This window comes from Nocardiopsis sp. RV163 (genome assembly GCF_001029525.1).
Classification (GTDB): domain Bacteria; phylum Actinomycetota; class Actinomycetes; order Streptosporangiales; family Streptosporangiaceae; genus Nocardiopsis; species Nocardiopsis dassonvillei.
Map to the genome: position 1 here is coordinate 1 of NZ_LEKI01000059.1, position 23,850 is coordinate 23,850.

Consider the following 23,850-nt stretch of genomic DNA (forward strand, 5'->3'; position numbering starts at 1 on the left):
CGAACATGATCGCCAGCTCGTGGCGGAGCCTGCGCACCTGCGAGGCGGTGGCGTAGAGGCCCAGGCCGCCCAGGCTGGAGCGCAGGGCCCGCATCACGGGGTCCGCTCGCCGGAGCGCGGGGGATGGAGATACCCCGCCCCGATCCGGCTGAAAGCCCGCTGACCGGTTGCGGACAGGCCCGCCGCCCTCACCTGCCGGTTCCGTGCCCCGGCCACCCGCATGACCGGAGGGCGGCGTACACACGACGGACGGCCCTTGCGCGGCCCGGCCCGTTCGGATAGGCGGGGGCTCAGTCCCCCCGGCGCAGGCGGGCCAGCTCGGCGCGCAGCTCCTCGGCCAGCTCCACGGCGCGCTCCAGGCCCGGCCCGGGTGCCGCGCCCGCCGGGGCCCCGGGGCGGGAGACGGTCAGCGACGGGTCCGGGGCGATGCGCACCTGGTCGACGGCGCCCTCGGCCTCGATGTCGAAGACCACCCGGTCGGAGCGGTGCCAGCTCTCGAACCACTCCAGGGGCGCGCCCCGCTGGTCGAAGGTCCCGCCCTCCAGCAGCAGCAGAGGCGCGTCGGCGGCCACGCCCAGCTCCCGGGCGATGCGCGGGTCGGCGGGCACGGCGCGGATCTGCCTGCGCCCGCTCGCGGGCACCGCCGCGAAGCGCTCCTCCATCAACCGGTGCAGGGAGGCGTCGCGCAGCATCGCGGCGTCCAGCGCGGCGAAGCGCTCGGCGGGCAGCCAGGTGCGCACGTAGGACAGGGGGTCGCCGTCCAGGGAGCGCATCCGCTCCAGGCGCAGCAGATCGCGCGTGCCCAGGTGGCGCGTCGCGGAGGGCACGCCCGAACGGGTGGCCTCCAGGGAGAGCACGGAGGTGGACAGGCGCAGGCCGTCGGCGGAGAACTGGTCGAACAGCCCGGTCACCCGCTGCACGAACCGGTGATGCTCGGTGGGCACCGCCGCGACCGCCGCGCGCCCCCGGGTCCGGCGGACCGCGCCCTCGTCCTCCAGCGTGGCCAGCGCCTGGCGCACGACGCTGCGCGAGACCCCGAACCGTTCGCGCAGGGCCGCCTCGCTGGGCAGCGTGTCGCCGGGGGCGATCGAGCGGTCGCGGATCTCCGCGCGCAGCGCTCCGGCGATCTGCGCGTGCAGCGGTCGGGGGTCGGTGCGGTCCACGGGCATGCGCAACATTCTAGGGTCGTGCCCTCTCCCGGGGCGGTCGCCTCGGAGCGGGGGTCTCGTGCGCCGGGCCCGCGCCCGGTCTCCGGACCGCGCGGCGGACGCGTCGACCGGGGCGGGGGAGTCCCGTGGAACGTGCACGCCTGTGGTGGGCGCCCCGCAGGACGGGCGGGGCGCCCACCGCAGGCGGGGTGTGCGCACGGGCGCGCACACCCCCGGACCGGCTACCCCTCGGAACGGGTGGCCTGCCAGACGTGGCCCCAGCCGGGGGCCAGCTCGGCCGCGCGGCGGATCGCCAGCACGAGGCTGGCCTCGCGGGCGATGCCCCGGCCCGCGATGTCGAAGGCCGTGCCGTGGTCGACCGAGACCCGCACCACCGGCAGGCCCGCGGTGATGTTGACCCCGTCGTCCCCGTAGACCGCCTTGAAGGGCGCGTGTCCCTGGTCGTGGTAGCAGACCGCGACCAGCTTCCACTTGCCCTTGACCGCCGCCGGGATCAGGGCGTCGGCGGGGAGCGGGCCGTGGGCGTTGACGCCCTCCTCGCGGGCGCGGGCGATCGCGGGCGCCAGGACGTCGGCGTCCTCGTCGCCGAACAGGCGGTTCTCACCCGCGTGCGGGTTCAGGCCCGCCACCCCGATGGGCTCGTCCGGGCTGCCCTGGGCGCGGGCGAAGGCGCTCATCAGGCGCAGCACCTGCAGGGTCCGCTCCTGGGTCACGCCCTCGATGGCCCGGCGCAGCGACACGTGCGTCGTCAGGTGGAAGAAGGACAGCTCGTCCGCCGACAGCACCAGGCTGTAGTCCTTCACCCCGAACTCGTGCGCGAGCAGCTCGGTGTGCCCGGGCCAGGCGTGGCCGCCCAGGTGCATCGCGGCCTTGTTCAGCGGCGGGGTGACGATGCCCTCCACCAGGCCGCGCCTGGCCAGGTCCACGGCGGCGATGACGAACCGGGCCGCCCCGTCGCCCGCCTCCGCGCTCAGCTCGCCCGGGGGGACGTGGCCCAGCGAGGGGCCGGTCTGCACGACGTCGATCACGCCGGGCCGGTCGGCGGCCTCGGCCGGGGAGGCGACGGTGTTGACCGCCTCCGGGTCCCCGCCGACGGCGGCGACGGCGTTGCGCAGCGCGTCGGCGTCACCGACCACGACCGGCTTGGCGTACTCGCGGACCTCGGGGTGGTGCAGCAGCGCCTTGGCCGTGATCTCGGGGCCGATCCCCGCCACGTCGCCCAGGGTGACTGCCAGTGTGGGACGGCTCATGCGTTCCTGCCTTTCGGGTGGCGGACCGCCTCGGCGGCCTCCAGTAGTGCGGTGGGGGATCCGAACCCCCCGGCCTTGGTGACGATGGCGCGGCCGTGACGGGGCCCGCCGGACAGCGTGCCGATCGGGATGCCGGGAGCGACCTCGCCGGTCAGGGCGATGGCGCGGGCCTCCAGCGCCCGGGTCAGGGCGCGCGCCCCGTCGCCGCCGGTGACGACGAACCCCGACAGCTCGTGCCGTCCGGCCAGCGCGGCGGCGAACTCGCCCATGCGGCGGGCCACGGCGGCCGGGTCGAGCCGCCCGTCGCGGTCCTCGGGCGCCACCAGCGCCGTGTGGGCCGTCGAGGGGTCGAAGCGCTCCAGCGCCCCGCGGGTCCAGGAGAGCCACGCCTCCTCGTCGGCGAGGTCGCCCGGCCCGGGCTGCTCGACGCGGGTGCGCGGGTCGGCCACCAGCTCCTCCACCTGGCCGCGTGCGGTCCGGTGCAGCGAGGTGACGACCACCAGCGCGGGCGCCGGGGCCTCCCGCCCGGCCCAGGAGCGGGCCAGCCGGGAGGCGAGCCCGGCCGAGCCCACCGGCACGGCGTCCGGCCCCAGGGCGGTGACGGCCGCCGCCAGGCGGTCCAGGTCCTCCTCGGTCTCGGCGTCCGCGACGACGACCGGGCCGCCGGCGCGCAGCAGCTCGGCGTCGGCGCGGGCGTCACCGCCGGTGAGCCGGACGTGCTCGGCGCCCAACAGGAGGGCGATCCGGCTCTCGGTCACCGGGGTGACCGGGTCGCGGCCGACCGCGGTGCGGTGCACCTCGACCCCGTCGACCAGGAGGACCCCGTCGCGGACCGTGCGCCCCGTGGCCGGGAAGGCCGGGCAGACCACGGCGACCGCGCCGGGCGACCAGGCCGCGAGCGTCGCGTCGATCTCCGCGCGGATGGGGCCGCGCAGGGTGGAGTCGACCTTCTTGTACAGGCGGGCCGCGCCCGCCCCGCGCAGGCGCCGGACGGCCTCGTCGGCGGCGTGGGCGGCCCGCTTCGCGGGCAGCGCCCGCGAGTCGGTGCTGACCGCCACCACCTCGGCGGTGGAGGGGGCCGGGGAGAGCTGGAGCTCGGTGCTCCACCCCGCGCGCAGGAACTGCACGGCGGTGTCGCCCGCGCCGGTCAGGTCGTCGGCGACCACGGCCACGCGGCGCTCTTCGGGTGTGCTCACGGCTGGTCCTCCTCGGCCTCGGCGGGCGCGGCCGAAGCGGCGGCGCGGGCCTGCTCCGCCTTCTCGGCCTCGGCGGGCGAGGACCCGGCCCGGCGCAGGACCCACGTGGTCACCAGCGGGGCCAGCAGGGCGGTGACCAGGACGCTCGCGGCGACCTGGGAGGTCGCGGTGCCCACGTAGGCGGCGAACGACGGGTCGGCCGCGGCGACGATGGCCGGGGTGGCCACGGCGTTGCCGGAGGCGGTGCCGGCGGCGAAGCCGACCCCCGACTCCTTGCCGCGGCGCAGCAGGAACCGGTAACCGAGGTAGACGAACCCGCCGGTGACCAGGGTGATGACCGCGCCCAGCAGGATGCCGGTCAGGCCGCCCCGGGCCACGTCGGCCAGGTTGATCCCCGTGCCGAGGGCGAAGGCGAAGAACGGGATGACGATGCCGGGGACGGGCTTGAGCACGTCGCGCCACTGCGTGTCCACGTTGCCCACGACCACGCCCAGCACGAACGGGATGATCGCGGCGAGCAGGGTCGTCAGCGGGATCTGGCCCAGGCCCGAGGCGCCGATGAACAGCAGGGTGAAGAAGGGGCCGTCGTTGACCGCTCCGGCGATGTAGGCGCCGCGGTCGCGGGCGCGTCCGTACTGGCCGGTGATGGCCAGCCACAGCCCGCCGTTGGCGTTGGTGGCGGCGGAGATCATCGCCAGGATCGACACGCCCAGGAGGCCCTCGGGGCCGGTGAACACGGCCAGGGCGATGATGAGCAGGCCGGGGATGACGCTCTTGCCCAGGAGCACGACACCGGTCGTGGCCAGGACGGGTCCGCTCGTGCGGAGGGTTACCTGGGTGCCCGTGGCGAAGATCAGCAGGGCGATCAGGGGCATCGCGCTGTCCTTGAACAGAGCGGTGGTGAAGCTGCCGATGTCCAGCGCCCCGGGGGCGAAGGTTCCGATGACCGATCCCAGGACCAGGGGGATCAGCATCGCCCCGCCGGGGACCTTGTTCATCCAGTGGTAGAGGGGCACCGGGGACCCGTGGTCGTCGCGCATAAGTATCCGTTCGCAGGGGTGGCCCGGCGGGCGGCCCGTGGAGGTCGGAGGCCGGAACACATGTTGTCCGTACAGAGTGTACGTACAAGTTGGGATGATGTCAGGTCCGGGCACACGAATTCACATCGGGGTGTCGGCGAGTCGGGGTGCGGAGGCGCCGCGGTGCGGTGTGCGGGGGCCGCGCGCGGGCGTGTGCGGGGGAGGGCGGCCGGGCTGGTGTGATCCACGCCACTCGATGTCCGGGTGTTCTCCCGCGGGTCGCGTCGGAGCCGCGGTGCGGGCGTGGCATCGGTTGGCCGTAATTCTCCTCTTCGATGACCGGGAGGCGGTTCGCCCGGCCCTTCCTCGTCGGAAATACACATCATGAAATGTCCTGAATTTGTCGTTTCTGTTCGTGGATCTGTTCGTGCTCGACCATGAGGAGATCGGGTGTTTTTGGGGTCGTGTGGCCTGTTCGTGGGCTTGTGGTGTGGTCGAGAAGTGCCTTTCGGTGGAGTGTGTGCCCCCGGGTTCGGTGGGGGCAGCGCGGATATGGGACAGGGTTTCCTCCGGCCCTGATGAGAAAAATGCTCATTTCCCTGCGAAGTCCGAACGGGCGCTCCTAGGGTGATCATCGGTTTACGGAGAAAACCGGCCTGTGCGTCAACTGCCCAGGTCGCGTCACGTATCCGAATACGCGCAACCTTTCCCGGCGCGCTCCCGCCCGCGGGGCCACCTCCCCCGGCCCCGCGGGACGGGCGCGCCACCACCATGAGGAGAGACACGGCGGATGTCGATCGACTCGGCTCCTGAGGTCCGGAGCAGCAAGCAGCAGAGCCTGGGTACCGCGGCCGCGCGGAACCTGGCGACCACCACCAAGTCCACGCCGCAGATGCAGGGCATCAGCTCCCGCTGGCTGACCCGGATGCTCCCGTGGGTGCACACCGACGGCGGCGCCTACAGGGTCAACCGGCGGCTGACCTACACCGTCGGGGACGGGCGGATCGAGTTCGAGCAGACCGGCGCCCGGGTCCGGGTCATCCCCCACGAACTCGGCGAGCTGGCCCTGCTGCGCGGCTTCCACGACGAGGAGGTGCTGGCGGCCCTGGCCGACCGCTTCGTCCAGCGCGACTTCGAGACCGGCCAGGTCCTGGTGGAGGAGGGCACGGCGGCCGACAGCCTGTTCCTGCTGGCACACGGGCGCGTGCACAAGACCGGCACCGGCCCCTACGGCGAGGCCGTCCGGCTGGGCGTGCTGGCCGACGGCGACAGGTTCGGCGACCAGCACCTCCTCGGCACCGAACCGGCGTGGGAGTACACCGTCAAGGCCGCGACGGCGGGCACGCTGCTGGAGCTGCCCCGCCGCGACTTCATCGCGATCCTGGACGACTCGCCCGCCCTCCAGGCCCACGTCCAGCAGTACCTGTCCCTGCCCGGCGAGCGGCAGAACAAGCACGGCGAGGCCGAGATCGCCCTGTCCTCGGGCCACGTCGGCGAGGCCGAGCTGCCCAGCACCTTCGTGGACTACGAGCTCAGGCCGCGCGAGTACGAGCTGAGCGTGGCCCAGACCGTGCTGCGGGTGCACAGCCGGGTCGCCGACCTCTACAACAAGCCGATGAACCAGACCGAACAGCAGTTGCGGCTGACCATCCAGGCCCTGCGCGAGCGCCAGGAGCACGAACTGGTCAACAACCGCGAGTTCGGCCTGCTCCACAACGCCGAGTTCAAGCAGCGCATCCAGACCCACTCGGGGCCGCCCACCCCCGACGACCTGGACGACCTGCTGAGCATGCGCCGCAACACCCAGTACATGTTCGCCCACCCCCGCGCCATCGCCGCCTTCGGCAAGGAGTGCAACAGCCGGGGCCTCAACATCGGCACCGTCGAGGTCAACGGCCACCACCTGCCCGCCTGGCGCGGCGTCCCGCTCCTGCCCTGCGGCAAGATCCCGGTCACCGAGCACCAGACCTCCTCGATCATCGCGGTCCGCACCGGCGAGGACAACGAGGGCGTCATCGGCCTCTACCAGACCGGCCTGCCCGACGAGGTCGAGCCCGGCCTCAACGCGCGCTTCATGGGCATCGACGACAAGGCCGTCATCTCCTACCTCGTCAGCACCTACTACTCCGCAGCGGTGCTCGTCCCCGACGCCATCGGGATCCTGGAGAACGCCGAGGTCCACCCGCGTGGCTGAGCACCCGACACCGTCAGGGAAGGAGGTCTAGACGGTGCCACCGCTGCCCAGGATGTCCGCCTCCGCCGCCTCTCCGGAGGTGGCGGCCCTGGTGGAACGCCTGCTCCGTGATTCGCGGCGCCCCGGGAGACCCGACCTGCTGGCGTCCGCGGCCGCTCCGCGGACACCCCCCGCGCCCCGGCTGCCCGTGGGCCCCCGCGAGGTCGGCACGTCGGCGCTGCGGCTCCGGCTGCCCGACTCCCGCGTCGCCGACCAGAGCCCCGGCTCCCTCGCCGTGCGTACCGGACTCCGCCTCCCCGGCCACCCCGGCGGAGCGGGCACCCCGGGCCCCACCGCCCCGGCGCTTGAGCGCCCGGGGACCGGCGCCCCGCCCGAGGGGCCGGCCGTCGCCTCCGAACCCGAGGGGCCCGAGGTCGACGGGGAGCGGATACCGGCGCTGTACTGCCCGCCCGCCGTCCGCGACGACCCCGCCCTGGGGGACGAGGTCGACGACCGGCTGCTGGTGTGGGCCGAGGAGATGGGGGTCTACCCCGGTCAGCTCGACCGGGTCCGCTCGGCCGGGTTCGGACGCCTCATCATGCTCGCCCACCCCGAGACCGACGACCCCGACCGGCTGCTGGCTGCGGCCAAGTGCGCCCTGGCCGAGTGGTCCGTGGACGACCACTACGTCGACGGCGAGGCCGAGGAGGCGCGGCCGGAGCTGCTCGGCCAGCGCCTGGCCATCGCCCACTCGGTCATCGACCAGGCGCACCTGCCGCTGCGCTACGCGCCCCAGTTGGAGGAGGTCGTGCGAGCGGACCCCGTGATGCGGGCCCTGCGCTCCAGCCTGGGCGGCCTGGGCCTCTACGCCACCGCCTCGCAGGTGCGCAGGCTCCGCCACGAGCTGGCGATCATGTTCGTGGCCTACAACCAGGAGGGCAACTGGCTGGCCACCGGCCACCGGCCGCCGGTCTGGGAGTTCCTCATGCACCGGCACGAGAACAGCTTCGTGCCGTGCATGGCGCTCATCGACGCGGTCGCCGGGTACGAGCTGCCGCACCAGACGTTCTCCGAGCCCGCCGTGCGCCGCGTGTTCACCCTGGCGGGCAGCGCGAGCGTGATCGTCAACGACCTGTACTCCATGGGCAAGGAGGACGTCACCGACCTCAGCCTGCCCCGGCTGATCGCCACCGAGGACGGGTGCTCGCTGGGTGAGGCCGTGCGGCGCACCGTCGACGTCCACGACGAGCTGATGCACGCCTTCGAGGCCGAGGCCGCGGCACTGGCGCTCACCGGCTCGCCTGAGCTGCGCCGCTTCCTGTGGGGCCTGTGGGCCTGGCTCGGAGGCAGCCGCGAATGGCACGCCCGCAGCCCCCGCTACCACGGGGCGGGCACCGACTGAACGGGCCGCGCGCCCTGCGCGGCCACTCCCACCGCAGCGGACCGGCCCGGCCCCGATCCGGGGCCGGGCCCCGACCGACACACCACGACAAGGAGTTCCTCCGCGATGACCGAGACCCTCAGCCGATCGGCCAACGTCCTGCGCACCGCCTACCAGGAGTCCGTGGCGGCGTACTGGAACGCCGAGAAGGACCCCGTCAACATCCGCCTCGGCGAGGTCGACGGCCTCTACCACCACCACTACGGGATCGGCGACTACGACCCGTCCGTGCTGGAGGGGCCGGAGGAGACCCGCGACGAGCGCATCATCCAGGAGATGCACCGCCTGGAGACCGCGCAGGCCAACGTGCTGCTGGACCACCTGGGCCCGGTCGCGCCCGACGACCGGATCATGGACACCGGCTCCGGCCGCGGCGGCACCAGCTTCATGGCCAACCAGCGCTTCGGCTGCCACGTGGACGGCATCAGCATCTCCGAGCAGCAGGTCGCCTTCGCCAACGGCCAGGCCGAGGAGCGGGGCGTGTCCGACCGCGTGCGCTTCCACTTCCGCAACATGCTCGACACCGGCTTCGAGACGGGCTCCCTGCGCGCTAGCTGGAACAACGAGTCCACCATGTACGTGGACCTGTTCGAGCTCTTCCGCGAGCACGCCCGCCTGCTGGAGTACGGCGGCCGCTACGTCACCATCACCGGCTGCTACAACGACGTGACCGGCGGCCGCTCCAAGGCGGTCAGCCGCATCGACGAGCACTACACCTGCAACATCCACCCCCGGAGCGAGTACTTCCGGGCGATGGCCGCCAACGGACTCGTCCCCATGGAGGTCGTGGACCTCACCGCGGCCACGATCCCCTACTGGGAGCTGCGCGCGAAGTCCTCCGTGGCCACCGGCATCGAGGAGCCCTTCCTCACCGCCTACAAGGAGAACAGCTTCCACTACCTGCTCATCGCGGCCGACCGCGTCTGAACCCTCCCGAGGGGCGGCGCGGGCACCGGCCGCGCCGCCCCTCCGGGCGTCCGTGCCCCTACGGTCGCCCGCACCCCGACGCCGAACACGAAGGACACCGATGACCGCCAGAACGGACACCGACCACCGCTCCGCCGCCGGCCAGGGCGACCCCGCCGCGCGGCCGGTCATGCTCGAACTGGTCGACGAGGACGGGACGACGATCGGCACCGCGGAGAAGCTCTCCGCCCACCTGCCCCCCGGGCGGCTGCACCGGGCCTTCTCGGTATTCCTGCTGGACGGGCGCGGCCGCCTGCTGCTCCAGCGCCGCGCCCTGGGCAAATACCACTCTCCCGGCGTGTGGTCCAACACCTGCTGCGGCCACCCCTACCCCGGCGAGACGCCCTTCGCGGCCGCCGCCCGGCGCACCGGCGAGGAGCTGGGCGCGGCCCCCGCGCTGATGCGCGAGGCCGGAACCGTGCGCTACAACCACCCCGACCCGGTTTCCGGTCTGGTGGAGCAGGAGTACAACCACCTCTTCGTCGGTCTGGTGCGCGACGAACTGCGCCCCGACCCCGGGGAGATCGCCGGGACCGCGTTCGTGGACCCGGACGGACTCGCGCGGCTGCGCGGGGAGCACCCGGTCTCGGCGTGGTTCGCGACCGTGTTCGACGCCGCGCTGCCCGCGGTGCGCGAGCTGGCACCCGACGCGGGCTGGTAGGCCCCGGCCCCGGGGGCCGTGTTCCGTCCCGGTGCCGCAGGGGGTCCGGGCGCGGAGGTCCGGCGCCGGGGCCACCGGCCGGGCGCTGACGGCCGGCGCACGGAGCGCACTGCCGTCGCGCCCCGCGGCCTACAGGATGCGGCGCGGCCCCTCGGGGGGGTGCGGACGGGCGCCCCACTCCCGGGGGTAGCCCAGCGAGACCTCCACGTGGGGCACGCCGTCGACCACGATCGTGCGCGGGATGTGCAGGTGCCCGTAGACCACGGCGCGCGCCCGGTAGCGCACGTGCCAGTCCGCGGTCGCCTCGGTCCCGCACCACTGGGCGAACTCGGGGTAGCGCAGGATCCGGGTGGGTTCGCGCACCAGCGGGAAGTGGTTGACCAGCACGGTCGGCAGGTCCGCGTCCAGCGCGTCCAGCCGCTCGCGCGTGTACTCCAGGCGGGCGCGGCACCAGGCGTCGCGCCCGGGGTGCGGGTCGGGGTGCAGCAGGTACTCGTCGGTGCACACCACGCCCGCCTCGTGGGCGACCGCCAGCGCCTCCTCCTTGGTGCGCGTCCCCTCGGGTCTGAAGGTGTGGTCGTACAGGACGAACAGGGGGGCCACCGCGACCGGCCCCTCGGGTCCGGGCCACACCGGGTATGGGTCCTCGGGGGTGTGCACGCCCAGTCCGCGCAGGCCCTCGACCAGGTGCCGGTAACGCGCCTCCCCGCGCAGCTGGAGGGGGTCCTTGGGCGTGGTCCACAGTTCGTGGTTGCCCGGAACCCAGACCACGCTGGCGAACCGGTCGGCCAGCAGCCCCATCGCCCAGAGGACGTCCTCGCCGGTCTCGGCGACGTCCCCGGCCACCAGGAGCCAGTCGTCGTCCGACTCCGGCCGCAGCCCCTCGGCGAAGGCGCGGTTGTCACCGTGCCGTACGTGCAGGTCGCTGATGGCGAACAGGCCCATCCCACCGTCTCCCCGTGTCGGCACCGGTCCGCGGCCACCCTACACAGGAACGGATGAGGGCCCCCGCTTCCGCCCCGGGGCGGAAGCGGGGGCCCCTCCGTGCCGTGCCGCCGGGGGGCTCACGCGGCGGTCCCGGCGCGGGACGCCCGCGCGGGGGTGCCCGGCGCCGCGCGCCGCCGGGCGCGCAGGTGGTGGAGCGGCACGGCGAGCGTCGCGGCCAGGAACACCGCTTGCACGGCGGCGCGCACCGGCAGGCTCCCGGTCGTTCCGGCGACCGTCCCGGCGTTGATCGCGTACACGTTGGCCGGGAACATGACCACCAGCAGGGCGCTGAGCCCGGCCGCGGCCCAGGGCGAGGTGCGCGCCCACAGGACCCCCGCCGCCCCGGCCAGTTCGAGGACGCCCGTGACGGTGACCAGCAGGGCGGGGGCGGGCAGCGCGGGCGGGACCATCGCGATCATGTCCTCGCGCATGCCCACGAAGTGCGACACCCCGGTCAGGGTGAACATGGCCGCGATCCCGCCCCGCAGGGCCAGCGGCCAGGAGCGCAGCGGGCGCACGCCCGCCGCGCCGAGGACGAGCAGCATCGCCGTGACGCAGACGAGGGCGATGAGCGGTTCCATGGTGCTTCCTCCCGGTCCGTTCTCCCGCCCAGTGATCTTTCCACTGGCAATATTCCTCCTGCCGACCAAACTTGTCAACGGAAAGATGGAAGGGCGGCGGCGGACGGGGCTCGCGGCCGCCCGCGAGCCCCGCGTGACACCTCCCATTCCGGCGGCGGACCGGCTCGGACGGGGCGGGCCGAGCCCCGACGGCGGAACCCTCGCCCTTTACCGACCGTGCGGGGCGTCGGCCAGACGCGCCAGCGGAGCGGGCGACCGGATACTGGCCCGCACATCAGGGGTGATGAGGATCGTCTCGTCGCCGTACCGTTTGCCGGACTCACCGTCAGCGCACAGGAGGAAACGTGCGGCCTCCCACCGGGCCCGCCACCCGGCCTCGGTCGACTGCACCCGGTCCAGGTGGTGGCGGGTGTTCAGCAGCCGTTCGCGGGCCGCCCAGGAGTCCTCGCCGTGGTCGGTGCCGTCCGCGCACCGGGCGGCCGGGTCCGTGGAGGCCGAGGACCCCAGGTGTGCGCCCACGGCCTCCGGTACCGCCCCGTCCCGTGGTGTGCGCCGGACGCGGCTTTCGCCGGTTCACTGGACCTCCTCCCGAACCGGGCCTGTGGAAAACGGGTGTACCGTCCCTTCGGTCACCTAGCGTTAGTGATGGAGGCGCGACCGGTCCGAGGTTCGCCCCGGCAACGCGCACACCGAACGGAGGGGCGGCCCGTGGTCGAACGCAGAGCCCTCGACATGGACTCGATCGCGGTCAGCGACCGGTTCCGTCTGTTCAACTTCACCCGTCGCGACGACCACGTCACCTACCTGTGGATCCTGCGGGCCATGGACCGCCTGCGCGAGGTCCACCAGGTCCAGGTGGCCCCCGACGACGTCGCCGAGGCCCTGCGCGAGCTCGCCCGGTCCCACGACGGGGTGCCCGTGCCCGACCGGAGCCTGCGCGACCGCCTGGACGAGCTGCACGCCGACCGCGTCGTGCACCGCTTCGACGACGCCTCGCGGGCGGGCAACCTGGCCCGCTACCGCAACCGCCAGTCGGTCTACCAGTTCAGCGAGCTCGGCTACCGCGCCTACCAGTCGGTGGAGAACCTGCTCGGCGCCCGCATCGAGGACGTCAACCTGTCCCGGCTGGTCTTCTCCGAGGTCCTGGACGACCTGCGCGCCCTGGCCGAGGCCAACCGCACCGGCAGGGCCGAACAGGTCTACCGCAGGCTCGCGCGCCTGGACGCGGTCATGGAGGACATGGGGCGCCGCTCCGCCCAGTTCCACGTCACCCTCGGTGAGATCCTGCGCTCCACCGACACCTCCCCGGACATCTTCCTGCGCCACAAGAACGCCCTGCTGGTGCACATGAGCGACTTCATGGCCGAACTCGACCGCTACCTGCCCCGCCTGGACCACGCCGTGCGCGAGGTGGAGGAGACCGGGCTGGCCACGCTGCTCTCCCGAGCCGCCGACTCCGACGAGCGCCTGTTCATGGAGCGCGACGAGCGCCTGGCCGACTGGCGGCGCCGCTGGCGGGCCCTGCGCGCCTGGTTCGCCTCCGACGAGGCCATCCCCGCGCGGGCCGCCGAACTCCACGCGGCCACCCGGTCGGCCGTCTCGGGCGTCATCGCCCTGCTGCGCCAGATCACCGAGGCCCAGCGCGGCGGGGTCAACCGCTCCACCCAGCTCCGCCACCTCGCCGAGTGGGTGTTCCACACCCCCGACGACGGCGCCGCGCACGCCCTGATGGGCGCCGCCTTCAACGTCCGCTCCGCCCGCCACCTGGGCGCGGCCCACGACGACGAGGAACAGATCCCGCCCAGCACGACCTGGTGGGACGCCCCCGGCGTGGAGGTGTCGGTCACCCTGTTCCGCAGCGGTAACGCCCCCAGCGCGGGCGTGCCCAAGCCGGTGCGTCGCAACCCCGGCGCCCAGGCGCGCCTGCGCGGACAGCAGGCCGCCGGCCGTGCCGCCGAACGCGAGGCCGCGACCCGCCTGGTCGACCTGGGCGCCCACGGCCGGGTCCTGGACGAGACCGACACCCGCGTCCTGCTGCGCCTGGTCACCCGCGCACTGGAGTCGCGCAGCGTCGTCGCCGGGCGCCTGTCCTCGGCCAGCGGCGAGGGCGACGGCACCATGGTCCGCCTGGTCCCCGACCCGGCGGGCAGCACCGTCCACACCAGCCAGGGCCGTATCCACCTGCCGGGCCTGCGCCTGGAGGCCACCGGCCACCGGCCACGAACGAAGAACACCTGATGCCCCGACTCTTCGCCCGCACGGTCGCACCCGCGGACCTGGGCTCCTACCAGCAGGCCATGCGCCGCGTCCTGACCTGCGACCTCATCACCGTCGCGCGCCCGCGTCCCGGAGTCCTGGACCAGGTACTGCGCTGGGCCGACGAACTCGCCTCCGACCTGGAGCGGCTCTTCGGCTACACCCTGGTCGCCACCACCGACCACGTGCGCCTGGTCCGCGAACTCGACGCCCTGGACCCCACCCAGCGCCAGACCTTCTCGCGCCGGGGCAAACCCTTCGACCGGCGCAGACTCGCCTACCTGTGCCTGGTGATGGCAGCCTTCCAGCGCTCCCAGATCGAGATCAGCCTCGCCGACCTGGTCGCCCGGTTCACCCCCGCGGCCAACGCCGTCGCCGGACTGGGCTACGACCCCACCGACGGCGCCCACAAGGCCGCGCTGGTCGACGTCGCCCACTGGTTGGTGGACCGGGGCGCGCTCCACCTGTCCGACGGCTCCCTGGAGGCGTGGGCGGCGGGCGGCGAGCAGGGCGATGCCCTGTTCGACATCGACCACGAGGTGTGCGAGCTGCTGTTCCGTCCGGCGCGCCCGGTACAGCACCTGGGCAGCGTCGCCGGGCTGCTCGCCGACCCGCTCACCGAGGCCTCGCCGCGCGAGCAGGCGGCCCGGCGGGCGCGGCGGCTCCTGGTGGAGCGGCCCGTCGTGTACTACGCCGACGTCGAACCGGCCGTGGCCGCGGTCCTGCGCGGACGGGGCGTGGCCGAGGACCTGGCCCGCGCCACCGGGCTGAGCGTGGAGCGCCGCGCCGAGGGCGTCCTGCTGGCCGACCCGGCGGGCACCTTCACCGACCGGCCCTTCCCGGGCCGGGGCGGGGCGGTCAACCGCACCGCCGGGCTGCTGCTGGCCAAGGCGGCCGACCTGATGGAGACCTCCCTGGCCGCGCTGGTCCGGCTCCAGGTGCCCCCGTACGCCGACGACCAGGCCGAACTCGTCCGGCTCGTGGACGCCGGCCTGCCCCGCGACGGCGTCGTGGCCGACCTGGCCTGGACGCTGGAGCCCGCCGGGGGGCGGGAGGAGGCCGCGGCGCTGCTGGAGGTCCCCCTGGTCGAACGCGGACGCTGGGAGACCATGATCCACGAGCTCTACGCGGAGTTCGGCCCCGCCTCCTTCGGCGGAGCCTGGCAGCAGGACCCCTACGGCCTGCTGGACGCCGCCCTGACCCTGCTCGCCGAACTCGCCCTCATCCGGCCGGTCCCCGGCGGCGCCCTGGTGCTCCCCGCCGCATCCCGCTACCGCAACATCCAGGGCGCGCTGCCCGAGCGTGCCGACGTGGGACAGCTACCCCTGGGGCTGACCGAGCCCCCGCCGGGGGAGCGGGGCCCCACCGGGGCAGCCGACACCGAGGGGTCCGAGGACGCCTCCTTGGACCCCTCGCCCGACACCGCCCCCGCAGCCGCCTCCACCTTCTCGGAAGGAAAGTAATGTCCCCCAGGAGCGACCGATTCCGGCCCAGCCGCGCCGGCGTGATCAACGTCTGGGACTACGTCGACGAGGAGTTCGTGTTCGCCGACGGGCGCCTAGTCCTGCGCGGACACAACGGCTCGGGCAAGACCAAGGCGCTCGAGGTCCTCTTCCCGTTCATCCTGGACGGGTACACCGACGCCCGCCGCCTGGACCCCTTCAGCGGCCAGAACCGCACCATGAAGTCCAACCTGCTCTACCGAGGCCAGGACTCCGAGTACGGGTACGTGTGGACCGAGTTCGCCCGCACCGGCGCGGAGGGGGAGGTGACCGAGACGGTCACCCTGGTCATCGGCCTGCGCGCGCACCGCCACCGCGACGGCGTGACCCCCTCCTTCTTCGTCACCGACCAGCGCCTGGGCGTGGACTTCGGTCTGCTCGCCACCGACGGCCGTCCGCTCACCGAGCGCCAGCTCAAGGGGGTGCTCGGGGAGGACGCCTTCCGCTCCACCGCGGCCGACTACCGCCGCGCCGTGGACGCGCGCCTGTTCGGCCTGGGGGAGCGCTACGTCCAGCTCCTCGACCTGCTCCTGGCGCTGCGCCGCCCACTGCTGGCCAAGGACCTGGACCCCGAGAAGGTCTCCGAGACCCTCACCAGCGGCCTGAGCCCCCTGGACGAGGAACTCCTCGACCAGGCCGCCCGCGACTTCACCAACCTGGCCGCCGTCCAGCGCCGCTTCGACCAGGCCACTACAGCGCACACCGCGACCACGGCCTTCGTCGGGGAGTACGCCGCCTACCTCACCGCCCACGCCCGCCACCGCCTGGCCCGCGTGCACACCGCCACCGGCCAGACCGCCGAGCAGGCCCGTGCCATCGTCGAGGCCCGCGACACCCGCGAGCGCGCCACGCTCACGCACGCGGCCGCCACCGACCGGGCCGAGGAGCACGAAGCCCGAACCCGTCGGCTCGCCGCGCGCAGGGGCGGACTGGAGGCGAACGAGGCCTTCCGCAGCCACGCCGCCCTGGAGATCGAACGCGCGCACAGCGCCGAGACCGCCCGCGCCCTGGCCGAACAGCGGGCCGGACTGGACGACCAGGCCGGGGAGGTCGCCGCCCTCCACCGCGAGGCCGACCGGGTCGCCGCGGACCTCGAACACGGGCGGGCGCGCGCCGCGGAACTGGCCGCGGAGCTGGCCGAGAACGCCGCCCGGGCCGGGCTCGACCACGACGGGGAGGGCCCCGCCGACACCGGCGACGACCTGTCCGCCACCGCGCGGGCGCGCGCGACCGCCCGCCGCGCCGACGTGGCCGCGGTCCGCGAGCGCCTCGCCGAACTCGCCCGCGCCGAGACCGCGCGCGGCACCGCCGAACGGGCCGCCGCTCAGGCCGGGGACAGGCTCGGCCGCGGCGAGGCGGAGTGCGCCCGCGCCGCCGAAGCACTGGCCGACGCCCGCGCCACCGCGGCCGACGCCCTCACCGACTGGGCCGCGCACTGGGTCGAGGGCCCCGCGCCGGTCACCGACGACGCCTGCGTCGCGGCCCTGACCGAGGCACTGGAGGGCGTCGGCCGCCCCGGCACCCCCACGGTGTCGGAGGTCTACGGGGAGCACACCGACCAGCAGCGCCTGGACGCCGCCGCGCACACGCGCACCCTGGAGACAGACCGGGACCGGCTCGGCGCCGAGATCGACCGCCTCACCCGCGAGCGCGCGGACATCGCCGCCGAACGCGACGACGCTCCGCCCGCCGACGCGCTGCGCACCGCCTCCCGCGAGGGGCGCCCCGGCGCCCCGCTGTGGCAGCTTGTCCGCTTCGCCGACGAGGTGGGCGAGGACGAGGCCGCCGCCGTCGAGGGCGCACTGTACGGCGCGGGCCTGCTGACCGCCTGGGTACACCCCGACGCCGACGCCACCCGCGCCGCGCTCGCCTCGGGCGGTGCCGACGCCTACCTGCTGCCCGCCGACGGTACGGCCGCGCCCGGGGGCCCCACCCTGGCCGACGTGCTGGTCCCCGAACAGCAGGAGCTGGTCCCCGAGCACGTCATCGCCCGCGTCCTGGCGTCGGTCCGTCTGGTCCACGGCAGCGATGACCCGACCGGCTTCGCGGACGCCGTCCAGCACCCCGGGGCGACCGGTGCTGGGGGAACGGCGGCGCACACCGTCAGCACCGGCGCGCGGTTCGCCCAGGGGATGCTGGTGGGCGTCAGCCCCAAGACCGCCCCCGAGTTCATCGGCGCCACCAACCGCGCCCACCGCCGCCGCGAACGCCTGGCCGAGTGCGACGCGCGCATCGCCGAACTCGACGAGCGGCGCGCGCGGATCGCCGAACAGCTCGACCGGGCGGGCGATCTCCTCAAGGCCTTCACCCGGGCCCGAGCCGCCCTGCCCGAGACCGCCGCGATCGACCGGGCCGTGCGCCGGGTCGAGCAGCAGTCCACCCTCCTGGCCTCGGCGCGGGCCGAGAACGAGGAGCGCCGCCGCGACCTGGACGCCGCGGTCGCCGAGGCCGACGCCCACCGCCACCAGGTGCGCGCGGTGGCCGCCGAACGCGCCATGCCCGCCCAGCCCGAGGCGGTGGACGCCGTCGCCCGCGCCGTGGACGACTTCCTGGAGACCGCGCGCCGGCTGCACACCGCCCGCGCCGAGGCCGACCGGCACACCGCCGACCTGGACGGCCGGAAGGAGACCCTGGACCGCCTGCGCACACGGCTTGAGGAGGACCGCGAACGCCACGAGGAGCGCACCCGCGAGCACGAGCGCGCCGCGGCCGAGCTGGCCGCCAAGCAGGAGGGCATCGACGCGCCGGTCCGTGAGCTCATGGCCGAGCTCGAACAGGTCAAGGAGGAGCTGCACCGGGCGCGTGAGGAGCACCAGGCCGCCCAGAAGGAGGCCGCTGCCGCCAACGAGGCCATGATCCGGGCCGACGAGAAGCTGGAGGGCGGCCAGCGGGCCCTCACCGACTCCCTCGCCGCTCTGTTCGAGCAGGCCGACGCCTTCGCCGCCCTCACCCATCCCGACCCGCGCGCCACCCTGGGCGTGGACACCGCGCACGCCTGGCCGGACCGGCGCTCCTGGCCAGCCCCCGAGAAGGCCGCCGAACAGGTCCTGGCCGCGGCCTCGGACGGACCGGAGGCCGCCGTGCGCGCGGTCCTGCCCGGCCACGCCGGGCAACTGCTCGACGCGTTCACCGCCGCCGTCGGCTCCGGGGCTCCGGTCACCGACGGCGACCTCAAGACCGTCTCCACGCGCATCTCCAACGCCCTGCGCAGCTTCCAGGACGCCCTGGGCGGCGACGCCGAGGGCTACCGGGTCGACCACGAACTCGGGGTCAGCGGCGTCATCACCGTGTTCGTCAACGACGAGACCGGCCGCAACCCCGTCTCCGCCTTCGCCCGCGTCATCGCCGAACGCGTCGAGGAGCAGGGCGCGCTCCTGCGCGAGGAGGAGCGCGGGGTGCTGGAGGACGAACTGCTCACCGGGATCGCCCAGCAGATCCACGAGCGGGTGCGGGTGGCCCGCGACCTGGTCGTCAGAATGGACGGCGACACCCGTTCACGGCCCATGTCCTCGGGCACCCGGATCGGCATCCGCTGGAGCCGCTCGGACCGCGTCACAGAGCACCAGGCCGCCGCCGCCCGCCTGGTCAGGCGCGACACCGACGAGCTGGGCGCCTCGGGGCTGACCCGGCTGCGCGAGGTCCTGCGGGAGATGATCCGCGAGCACCACGCCGCCCACCCGCGCGCCACCTACAAGCAGGTCCTGTCGGCGGTGCTGGACTACCGCACCTGGTACCGCTTCGAGCTGCGCCTGGCCGTGCCGGGCCAGGAGGAGGTCAAGCTCACCAGGAACAAGCACGAGCAGATGTCGGGCGGCGAGAAGTCGGCCGCGATCCACCTGCCGCTGTTCGCCGCCGCCAACGCCCTGTACACCTCTGCCGCGCCCACCTGTCCCCGGATGGTGGCCCTGGACGAGGCCTTCGCCGGGATCGACGACCGCTACAAGCCCGAGCTCATGGGGCTGACGGTCACCTTCGACCTGGACATGTTCATGACCGGGCACGACCTGTGGGTGCACTACGACAGCGTGCCCATGGCCGCCCACTACGACATGCACCACGACAAGGGGGCGCACACCGTCTCGGCGATGCTCATGCTCTGGGACGGCGCCCAGACCGTCGACGCCGACGCGGGGTTCTCCGGCAACGAGGAACTTGCCGCGCAGCTGCTGGGCATCACCCCCAGCCGGTTCGCCCCGCTGTCCTCGGCCGGAACCCTGTTGGAGGACGCCGACGCCTGAGCGGTCCCGGCACGGCCCCAGTGGACTTCTTCCGAAGCCGTACCGGGGCCGTGCCGGAAAACGACACATCCGTGCAACACCGCTCGTACTTCACTCGGGGGCGACGAGGACCCCACACATCGCGCAGGCGATGCCCGAGAGGTGAAGGATGAGCGCAGTGACGGAACGGGAGACGATGGAGGGCCTCCCCGCCGGGGACACGGGCGGGCGTCCCCGCCGTCCGCCCGGCCGCGGCTGGCGGCCCCGGTACCGGCCGACCGCGGCCCTGGCCGCCGCGGCGGCCCTCGCACTGGCGGCCTGGTCGGTGAACGTGTTGGCGCCGGAAGGGGAGGAGAGGACCTTCACCGCTGAGGACGGCGCCCTTCCGGACGACCTGTCGGTCACCCCCTTCGACACGCACTACCCCTCGGTCGCCCGCCTGGACGGCGCGCTGCTGGAGGCCGTGCGGGAGGCGGCCCGGGACGCCCTGGAGGAGGGGATCGTCCTCCACGTCACGTCGGGCTGGCGCAGCGGCGAGTACCAGCGGCACCTGCTCGACCGGGCCGTCCTCGACCACGGCTCCCGAGAGGAGGCCAGGAGGCTGGTCAGCACCCCGGAGGAGTCCAGGCACGTGACCGGGGAGGCGATCGACATCGGCCCGACCGACGCCGCAGACTGGCTCGTCCGCCGCGGTTCGGCCTACGGGCTGTGCCAGGTCTACGCCAACGAGATGTGGCACTTCGAACTGCTCACCGAGCCCGGCGGCGACTGCCCCGACCTGCTGTCCGACGCCGCGGGTTAGGGGCGGGCCCGGGCGGAGCGCCCCGCGACGCCCCGCCCGCGCGCCGGATCAGCCCTCCGCCGGGCCGCCCGGCCCCGAGCGCAGCCCGAAGGGCACGCCGAAGCCGGTCAGCCAGCCCTCCTCGGCCAACAGGCGGAACGCCTCGTGGGTGACGTCGTGGTCGGGCGCCTGGCGCGGCGGCCACCCGAAGGCCCCGGCCACCGCCGACCAGCTTGGGCCGTGCCCGTGCTCCTCCCGGTAGCCGTCCACCCAGCGGGCCACCCGCTCCCCGCGGCCCGAGACCAGCTCACGGGCGCGGTCGGCCACGGGCACGTCCAGCGGCGTGGTCGCCGGTGCGGTGTCCGGCGGCGTCGGCTCGGGGAGGGGCACGTAGGCCAGCGGCAGGGTGACCTCGGTGAGGCGGGCCACCACGGCGCCGCCGTCCACGCCCAGGCCCTCGACCCAGGAGATCTCCGTCAGCCACGCCAGCAGTTCCGCCAGCTCGTCGGTGCCGGACAGGGCGCAGGAGGCCACGATGTCCGCGGCCGGGACGCGGATTCGGCCGTCGGGTTCGGCCCACAGGGCGAGGTAGGCCCCCACGAGCCGGAGCCGGTTGGGCTTCTTGCGCATCTTCTTGTGGGCGAGGGTGCGCGAGAGCCAGCCCGAGGCCCGCGACCGGACGCCGTTGCCCAGCTTCCAGGTGTTGCCGTCCAGGCTCGGCAGGGCGCACCGGGCCGGGTTCGCGGCGTCGGACTCGATCACCGTCTCCGGCGTCGTGCCCAGCCATCCCGAGGAGGTCAGATCGCTCAGGGCGGCGTGGGCGTCCTCCAGGCGCAGTATGCGCAGATCCTGGCCGGTGAAGTTCGCCCAGCCCTTCAGCGCGCCCCGCAGGGTGAAGGTGAGGGCGAGCAGGCGGCTGTCGGGGGAGGAGCCCGCGCCCTCGGAGGCCACGCGCTCCCACAGTTCGCGGAAGAACTCCGCGTGGTGGGGGCCCATCCGCGGCACGCGCCTGCGGTCGGCCGGGATCTTCTCCTGGGGCCTGCGCCTGGCCTCCTCCAGGGCGCGCTTCCTCGCCTTCTTGGCCTTCTTGGCCTCTGAGTTGGTCAGCCGCTCGGGCGCGCCTCCCGGCGGCACGCTGATGCCCTGCTCCTTGCAGCGCGCGCACGCCATGGCCGCGGCCAGGTCCTCGTCGGGCCGGTGGAAACGGGGCTGGGGGATCTCGTCGGGAAGGGGATCCCGCACGTCGCTGGGGGCGGTGTGCTGCGTCATGGTCAGGAGCGTAGCGACGAAAGCTCCCCCGTGTCCGGCGTCCGGCGGATTCGCGCCCCAAGCTCACCAGGAGCGCAGTTCGAAGGCGGCCGACCCCGGCCCGGTGCAGCCGTGCGGGCGCCAGGAGGCGCCGCCGACGGTCGCCCACCGGCAGGCCATGCCGCCGATGCCGACCGGTGCGGAGAAGAACTCCTGGGCCCCGGGGGCGAGCCGGGGGCGGGCCGTCAGCAGCGTCGAGGCCATGGGCACGGCCCGCGCGCACGGCATGGTCCAGGCCACGGTGACCACCCACCACTGACGCCCCTCCTCGCCCACCCGGCCGCAGACGGGCGTGACAAGCTGTTCGGTGCGACCGGGCCACCACGGGCCCGCGCCGTCCGCGCTCCTCCCGGGGGCGGCGGTCCGGGGGACGGGCAGGTCGGCGGGCCCGTCCAGCAGGGTCGGCTCCAGCTCCAGGCGGGCCCCGGGCACGGTGAACTCCACCCTGGCGGGCAGGCCGTCCCCGGTCAGCTCCACGAGGCCGGTGCCCTCCCGGGGCAGGACACGGCCCAGATCCAGGTCCCAGGCGGCCAAGTCGCCCTCCAGTACCGGACCGGCGTCCGCGCCCGCTCTGGGAGCGCTCCCGGAAGGGACCCGCGCCAGGTCCGGGTCCGCGGCCAGGGAGGTCAGCAGCCCGGAGAGCAGCCCGGGTCCGTAGTCCTCGGCAGGGAACAGGGCGGCCCGCTCCCGGGGCCCGACGTCGGCGAGGAGTTCCTCGGCGGCCGTGGAGCCGCCCGGTTCGACGTGGAGGAAGGGGCCGTCGCCGTTGACGACGAGGCCGTACCCCAGGCCCCCGTCCTCCGGTTCGATGCTCAGGGCGCCGCTGGCCGCCCTGTAGCGCAACGTGAAGCGGGTCGCGCCCTCGGGCCACACCTGGTGGACGGCGTCCTGGTCGGCCCTCTCGTCGCCGCTCCCGTCGGGGGTCCGGGTGACCCGCACGACCAGGCCGGGGCTGGCCTCGACCGCGGCCGCCGCCCGCAGCAGCGCCTCGGCCGGATCCCCCTGCGGGTGGGCGTCGTACACCAGGCAGCCGCCCGCGAGGGCGAGCGCCGTGCCCACGGCGGCGCAGACGGCGGCGACCGCCCCGGTGGGCTTCCTCATCCGGACATCGTGCTCGAAACGGGTGGGGCTGTCAAAGGTGGCAGTCCGCCGCGTTCCCCGTGCTCCGCCTGGCCGGGAGGCCGTGGGCGGACCGGCCCCGGCCGGGGCGCAGGAGTTTCCCGCCCCCTCCCGGGGCAGGAAGAGGGCCATGGGCGACATGGTGCTGATCAGGCACGGACAGACCGAGTGGAGCCGTACGCGGCGCCACACCGGACTCACCGACGTCCCCCTGACCGAGGAGGGGGAGCGGCAGGCGCGGGCGCTGCGTCCGCTGCTGGCTGCGCGCGAGATCGGGCGGGTGGTGACCAGCCCGCTGCGGCGGGCCGCGCGCACCGCCGAACTGGCCGGGCTGCGCGTGAGCGGGACCGACCCCGACCTGACCGAGTGGGACTACGGCGGCTACGAGGGGATCACCACCGCCGACATCCAGGTCGGGCGTCCCGGCTGGTACCTGTGGCACGACGGGATCGTGCCGGGTGGCCCGGGGCATCCGGGGGAGAGCGTGGAACAGGTCGGGGAGCGCGTCGACCGGGTCCTGGGCCGGCTGACACCCCTGCTCGACGGCGGTCGAGGAGCCGACGTGGTGCTGGTGGCGCACAGCCACGTCCTGCGGGTGCTCACCGCGCGCTGGCTGGGCCTGCCGCCCGCCCAGGGGTCGTTGTTCCGGCTGGAGACGGCAACGGTGAGCACGCTGGGCCGCGAGCACGACCGTCCCGTGCTCACTTCGTGGAACGTGCCGACCTGAGCGGAGCGTTCCAGGCGCCGGGACCGGGGGTCTCGTGGTCGGAGGTCTTGACAGAAGCCACAAAGGACTATTGGCTAGGCCACTAGCCTTATGGCCCAGATCACAGTCCCAACTGTCCCTCTGATCGGTACGTCATGACCCCTCAGCTTCTCACCATCCTCGTCCTCTTGGCGATGTTCGTCATCGCCACAGTCCTGCCGATCAACATCGGTGCCGTGGTGTCGGCCTTCGCCTCCTCGACCGCGATCCTGGGCGCGACCATCCCGCTGGCCATCCCGTTCCTGCTCATGGGCGACAATCGTGGCCCTGGCGATCTCCTCCACCATCGTCGACGTCAGCCCCTTCTCCACCAACGGCGCGCTCGTGCTGGCCAACGCGACCGGGGTGGACCCCTCCCGCTTCTACCGCCAGATGCTGGTCTACAGCGGCATCGTGGTCCTGGTGGGCCCGCTGGTCGCCTGGGGCGTGCTGGTGGTGCCGGGGCTGCTGTGACGGCA

20 protein-coding genes and 1 pseudogene are annotated in these 23,850 nt (G+C 74.3%); 10 read left to right on the forward strand and 11 right to left on the reverse strand.

The window, feature by feature from the left end:
• From ABD54_RS28570 to ABD54_RS12765, 5 genes and pseudogenes are all read right to left on the reverse strand, one after another.
• Positions 1-109: pseudogene (locus ABD54_RS28570) on the reverse strand (Camphene synthase); the annotation flags it as partial.
• 181 nt (positions 110-290) lie between these two features.
• On the reverse strand, positions 291-1,178 hold the full coding sequence (locus ABD54_RS12750) for a GntR family transcriptional regulator (protein WP_047869683.1): 888 nt from the start codon (positions 1,176-1,178) through the stop codon (positions 291-293).
• 212 nt (positions 1,179-1,390) lie between these two features.
• Positions 1,391-2,419, reverse strand: a complete 1,029-nt coding sequence (gene pdxA, locus ABD54_RS12755) for a 4-hydroxythreonine-4-phosphate dehydrogenase PdxA (RefSeq protein ID WP_047869684.1) — start codon at positions 2,417-2,419, stop codon at positions 1,391-1,393.
• Entirely contained in the window at positions 2,416-3,615 is a 1,200-nt protein-coding gene (locus ABD54_RS12760) for a four-carbon acid sugar kinase family protein (RefSeq protein ID WP_047869685.1), read from the reverse strand. Before ABD54_RS12760 ends, pdxA begins: the two co-directional genes overlap by 4 nt.
• Complete coding sequence (locus ABD54_RS12765) at positions 3,612-4,655, reverse strand: 2-keto-3-deoxygluconate permease (protein ID WP_047869686.1); 1,044 nt, start codon at positions 4,653-4,655, stop codon at positions 3,612-3,614. Before ABD54_RS12765 ends, ABD54_RS12760 begins: the two co-directional genes overlap by 4 nt.
• A 769-nt stretch (positions 4,656-5,424) precedes the next feature.
• Here ABD54_RS12765 and ABD54_RS12770 point away from each other — a divergent pair.
• From ABD54_RS12770 to idi, 4 genes are all read left to right on the forward strand, one after another.
• Positions 5,425-6,828: a family 2B encapsulin nanocompartment shell protein gene (locus ABD54_RS12770; RefSeq protein ID WP_047869687.1), complete on the forward strand. Its 1,404-nt coding sequence runs from the start codon at positions 5,425-5,427 to the stop codon at positions 6,826-6,828.
• 52 nt (positions 6,829-6,880) lie between these two features.
• Complete coding sequence (locus tag ABD54_RS12775; RefSeq protein WP_047869688.1) at positions 6,881-8,209, forward strand: family 2 encapsulin nanocompartment cargo protein terpene cyclase; 1,329 nt, start codon at positions 6,881-6,883, stop codon at positions 8,207-8,209.
• 105 nt (positions 8,210-8,314) lie between these two features.
• Positions 8,315-9,175 carry a geranyl diphosphate 2-C-methyltransferase gene (locus ABD54_RS12780; RefSeq protein ID WP_047869689.1) on the forward strand — a complete coding sequence of 287 codons (861 nt, stop codon included), beginning with the start codon at positions 8,315-8,317 and terminating at the stop codon, positions 9,173-9,175.
• A gap of 100 nt (positions 9,176-9,275) precedes the next feature.
• The gene (gene idi / locus ABD54_RS12785; protein WP_047869690.1) at positions 9,276-9,875 is read left to right on the forward strand and encodes an isopentenyl-diphosphate Delta-isomerase; all 600 of its coding nucleotides are present in this window, start codon (positions 9,276-9,278) and stop codon (positions 9,873-9,875) included.
• Positions 9,876-10,004: 129 nt separating this feature from the next.
• Here the strand turns inward: idi and ABD54_RS12790 are convergent, their stop codons facing one another.
• From ABD54_RS12790 to ABD54_RS12800, 3 genes are all read right to left on the reverse strand, one after another.
• Positions 10,005-10,820 (reverse strand): metallophosphoesterase, encoded by an 816-nt coding sequence (locus tag ABD54_RS12790; protein ID WP_047869691.1) that lies wholly within the window; start codon positions 10,818-10,820, stop codon positions 10,005-10,007.
• A 119-nt stretch (positions 10,821-10,939) separates the two neighbouring features.
• On the reverse strand, positions 10,940-11,443 hold the full coding sequence (locus tag ABD54_RS12795; protein ID WP_047869692.1) for a DoxX family membrane protein: 504 nt from the start codon (positions 11,441-11,443) through the stop codon (positions 10,940-10,942).
• A 207-nt stretch (positions 11,444-11,650) separates the two neighbouring features.
• Positions 11,651-11,962 carry a hypothetical protein gene (locus tag ABD54_RS12800; RefSeq protein ID WP_047869693.1) on the reverse strand — a complete coding sequence of 104 codons (312 nt, stop codon included), beginning with the start codon at positions 11,960-11,962 and terminating at the stop codon, positions 11,651-11,653.
• Between the two features lie 189 nt (positions 11,963-12,151).
• On the opposite strand from ABD54_RS12800, the gene ABD54_RS12805 reads away from it, so the two are divergent.
• The 4 genes from ABD54_RS12805 to ABD54_RS12820 all read left to right on the forward strand — a co-directional run bounded on the left by ABD54_RS12805 (position 12,152) and on the right by ABD54_RS12820 (position 20,220).
• A complete protein-coding gene (locus ABD54_RS12805; RefSeq protein ID WP_047869694.1) occupies positions 12,152-13,681 on the forward strand; it encodes a TIGR02677 family protein in 1,530 nt (509 codons plus the stop codon).
• On the forward strand, positions 13,681-15,162 hold the full coding sequence (locus ABD54_RS12810) for a DUF2398 family protein (protein ID WP_047869695.1): 1,482 nt from the start codon (positions 13,681-13,683) through the stop codon (positions 15,160-15,162). Before ABD54_RS12805 ends, ABD54_RS12810 begins: the two co-directional genes overlap by 1 nt.
• Positions 15,162-19,439, forward strand: coding sequence for a TIGR02680 family protein (locus ABD54_RS12815; RefSeq protein WP_047869696.1), 4,278 nt, complete (start codon positions 15,162-15,164; stop codon positions 19,437-19,439). The genes ABD54_RS12810 and ABD54_RS12815 overlap by 1 nt, the downstream gene beginning before the upstream one ends.
• Before the next feature lie 148 nt (positions 19,440-19,587).
• The gene (locus ABD54_RS12820) at positions 19,588-20,220 is read left to right on the forward strand and encodes a M15 family metallopeptidase (RefSeq protein WP_047869697.1); all 633 of its coding nucleotides are present in this window, start codon (positions 19,588-19,590) and stop codon (positions 20,218-20,220) included.
• Between the two features lie 48 nt (positions 20,221-20,268).
• On the opposite strand, the gene ABD54_RS12825 is transcribed toward ABD54_RS12820, so the two are convergent.
• Both ABD54_RS12825 and ABD54_RS12830 read right to left on the reverse strand, forming a co-directional pair.
• The gene (locus ABD54_RS12825; RefSeq protein ID WP_047869698.1) at positions 20,269-21,468 is read right to left on the reverse strand and encodes a hypothetical protein; all 1,200 of its coding nucleotides are present in this window, start codon (positions 21,466-21,468) and stop codon (positions 20,269-20,271) included.
• 63 nt (positions 21,469-21,531) lie between these two features.
• Positions 21,532-22,608: a hypothetical protein gene (locus ABD54_RS12830; protein WP_047869699.1), complete on the reverse strand. Its 1,077-nt coding sequence runs from the start codon at positions 22,606-22,608 to the stop codon at positions 21,532-21,534.
• 148 nt (positions 22,609-22,756) lie between these two features.
• Between ABD54_RS12830 and ABD54_RS12835 the strand changes: the two genes are divergently transcribed.
• The gene (locus ABD54_RS12835) at positions 22,757-23,353 is read left to right on the forward strand and encodes a histidine phosphatase family protein (RefSeq protein ID WP_047869700.1); all 597 of its coding nucleotides are present in this window, start codon (positions 22,757-22,759) and stop codon (positions 23,351-23,353) included.
• A 142-nt stretch (positions 23,354-23,495) separates the two neighbouring features.
• On the opposite strand, the gene ABD54_RS29520 is transcribed toward ABD54_RS12835, so the two are convergent.
• On the reverse strand, positions 23,496-23,642 hold the full coding sequence (locus ABD54_RS29520) for a hypothetical protein (RefSeq protein WP_327136779.1): 147 nt from the start codon (positions 23,640-23,642) through the stop codon (positions 23,496-23,498).
• An 11-nt stretch (positions 23,643-23,653) separates the two neighbouring features.
• Between ABD54_RS29520 and ABD54_RS29005 the strand changes: the two genes are divergently transcribed.
• Complete coding sequence (locus tag ABD54_RS29005) at positions 23,654-23,845, forward strand: hypothetical protein (RefSeq protein WP_047869701.1); 192 nt, start codon at positions 23,654-23,656, stop codon at positions 23,843-23,845.
• The last annotated feature ends 5 nt before the right edge of the window (positions 23,846-23,850 follow it).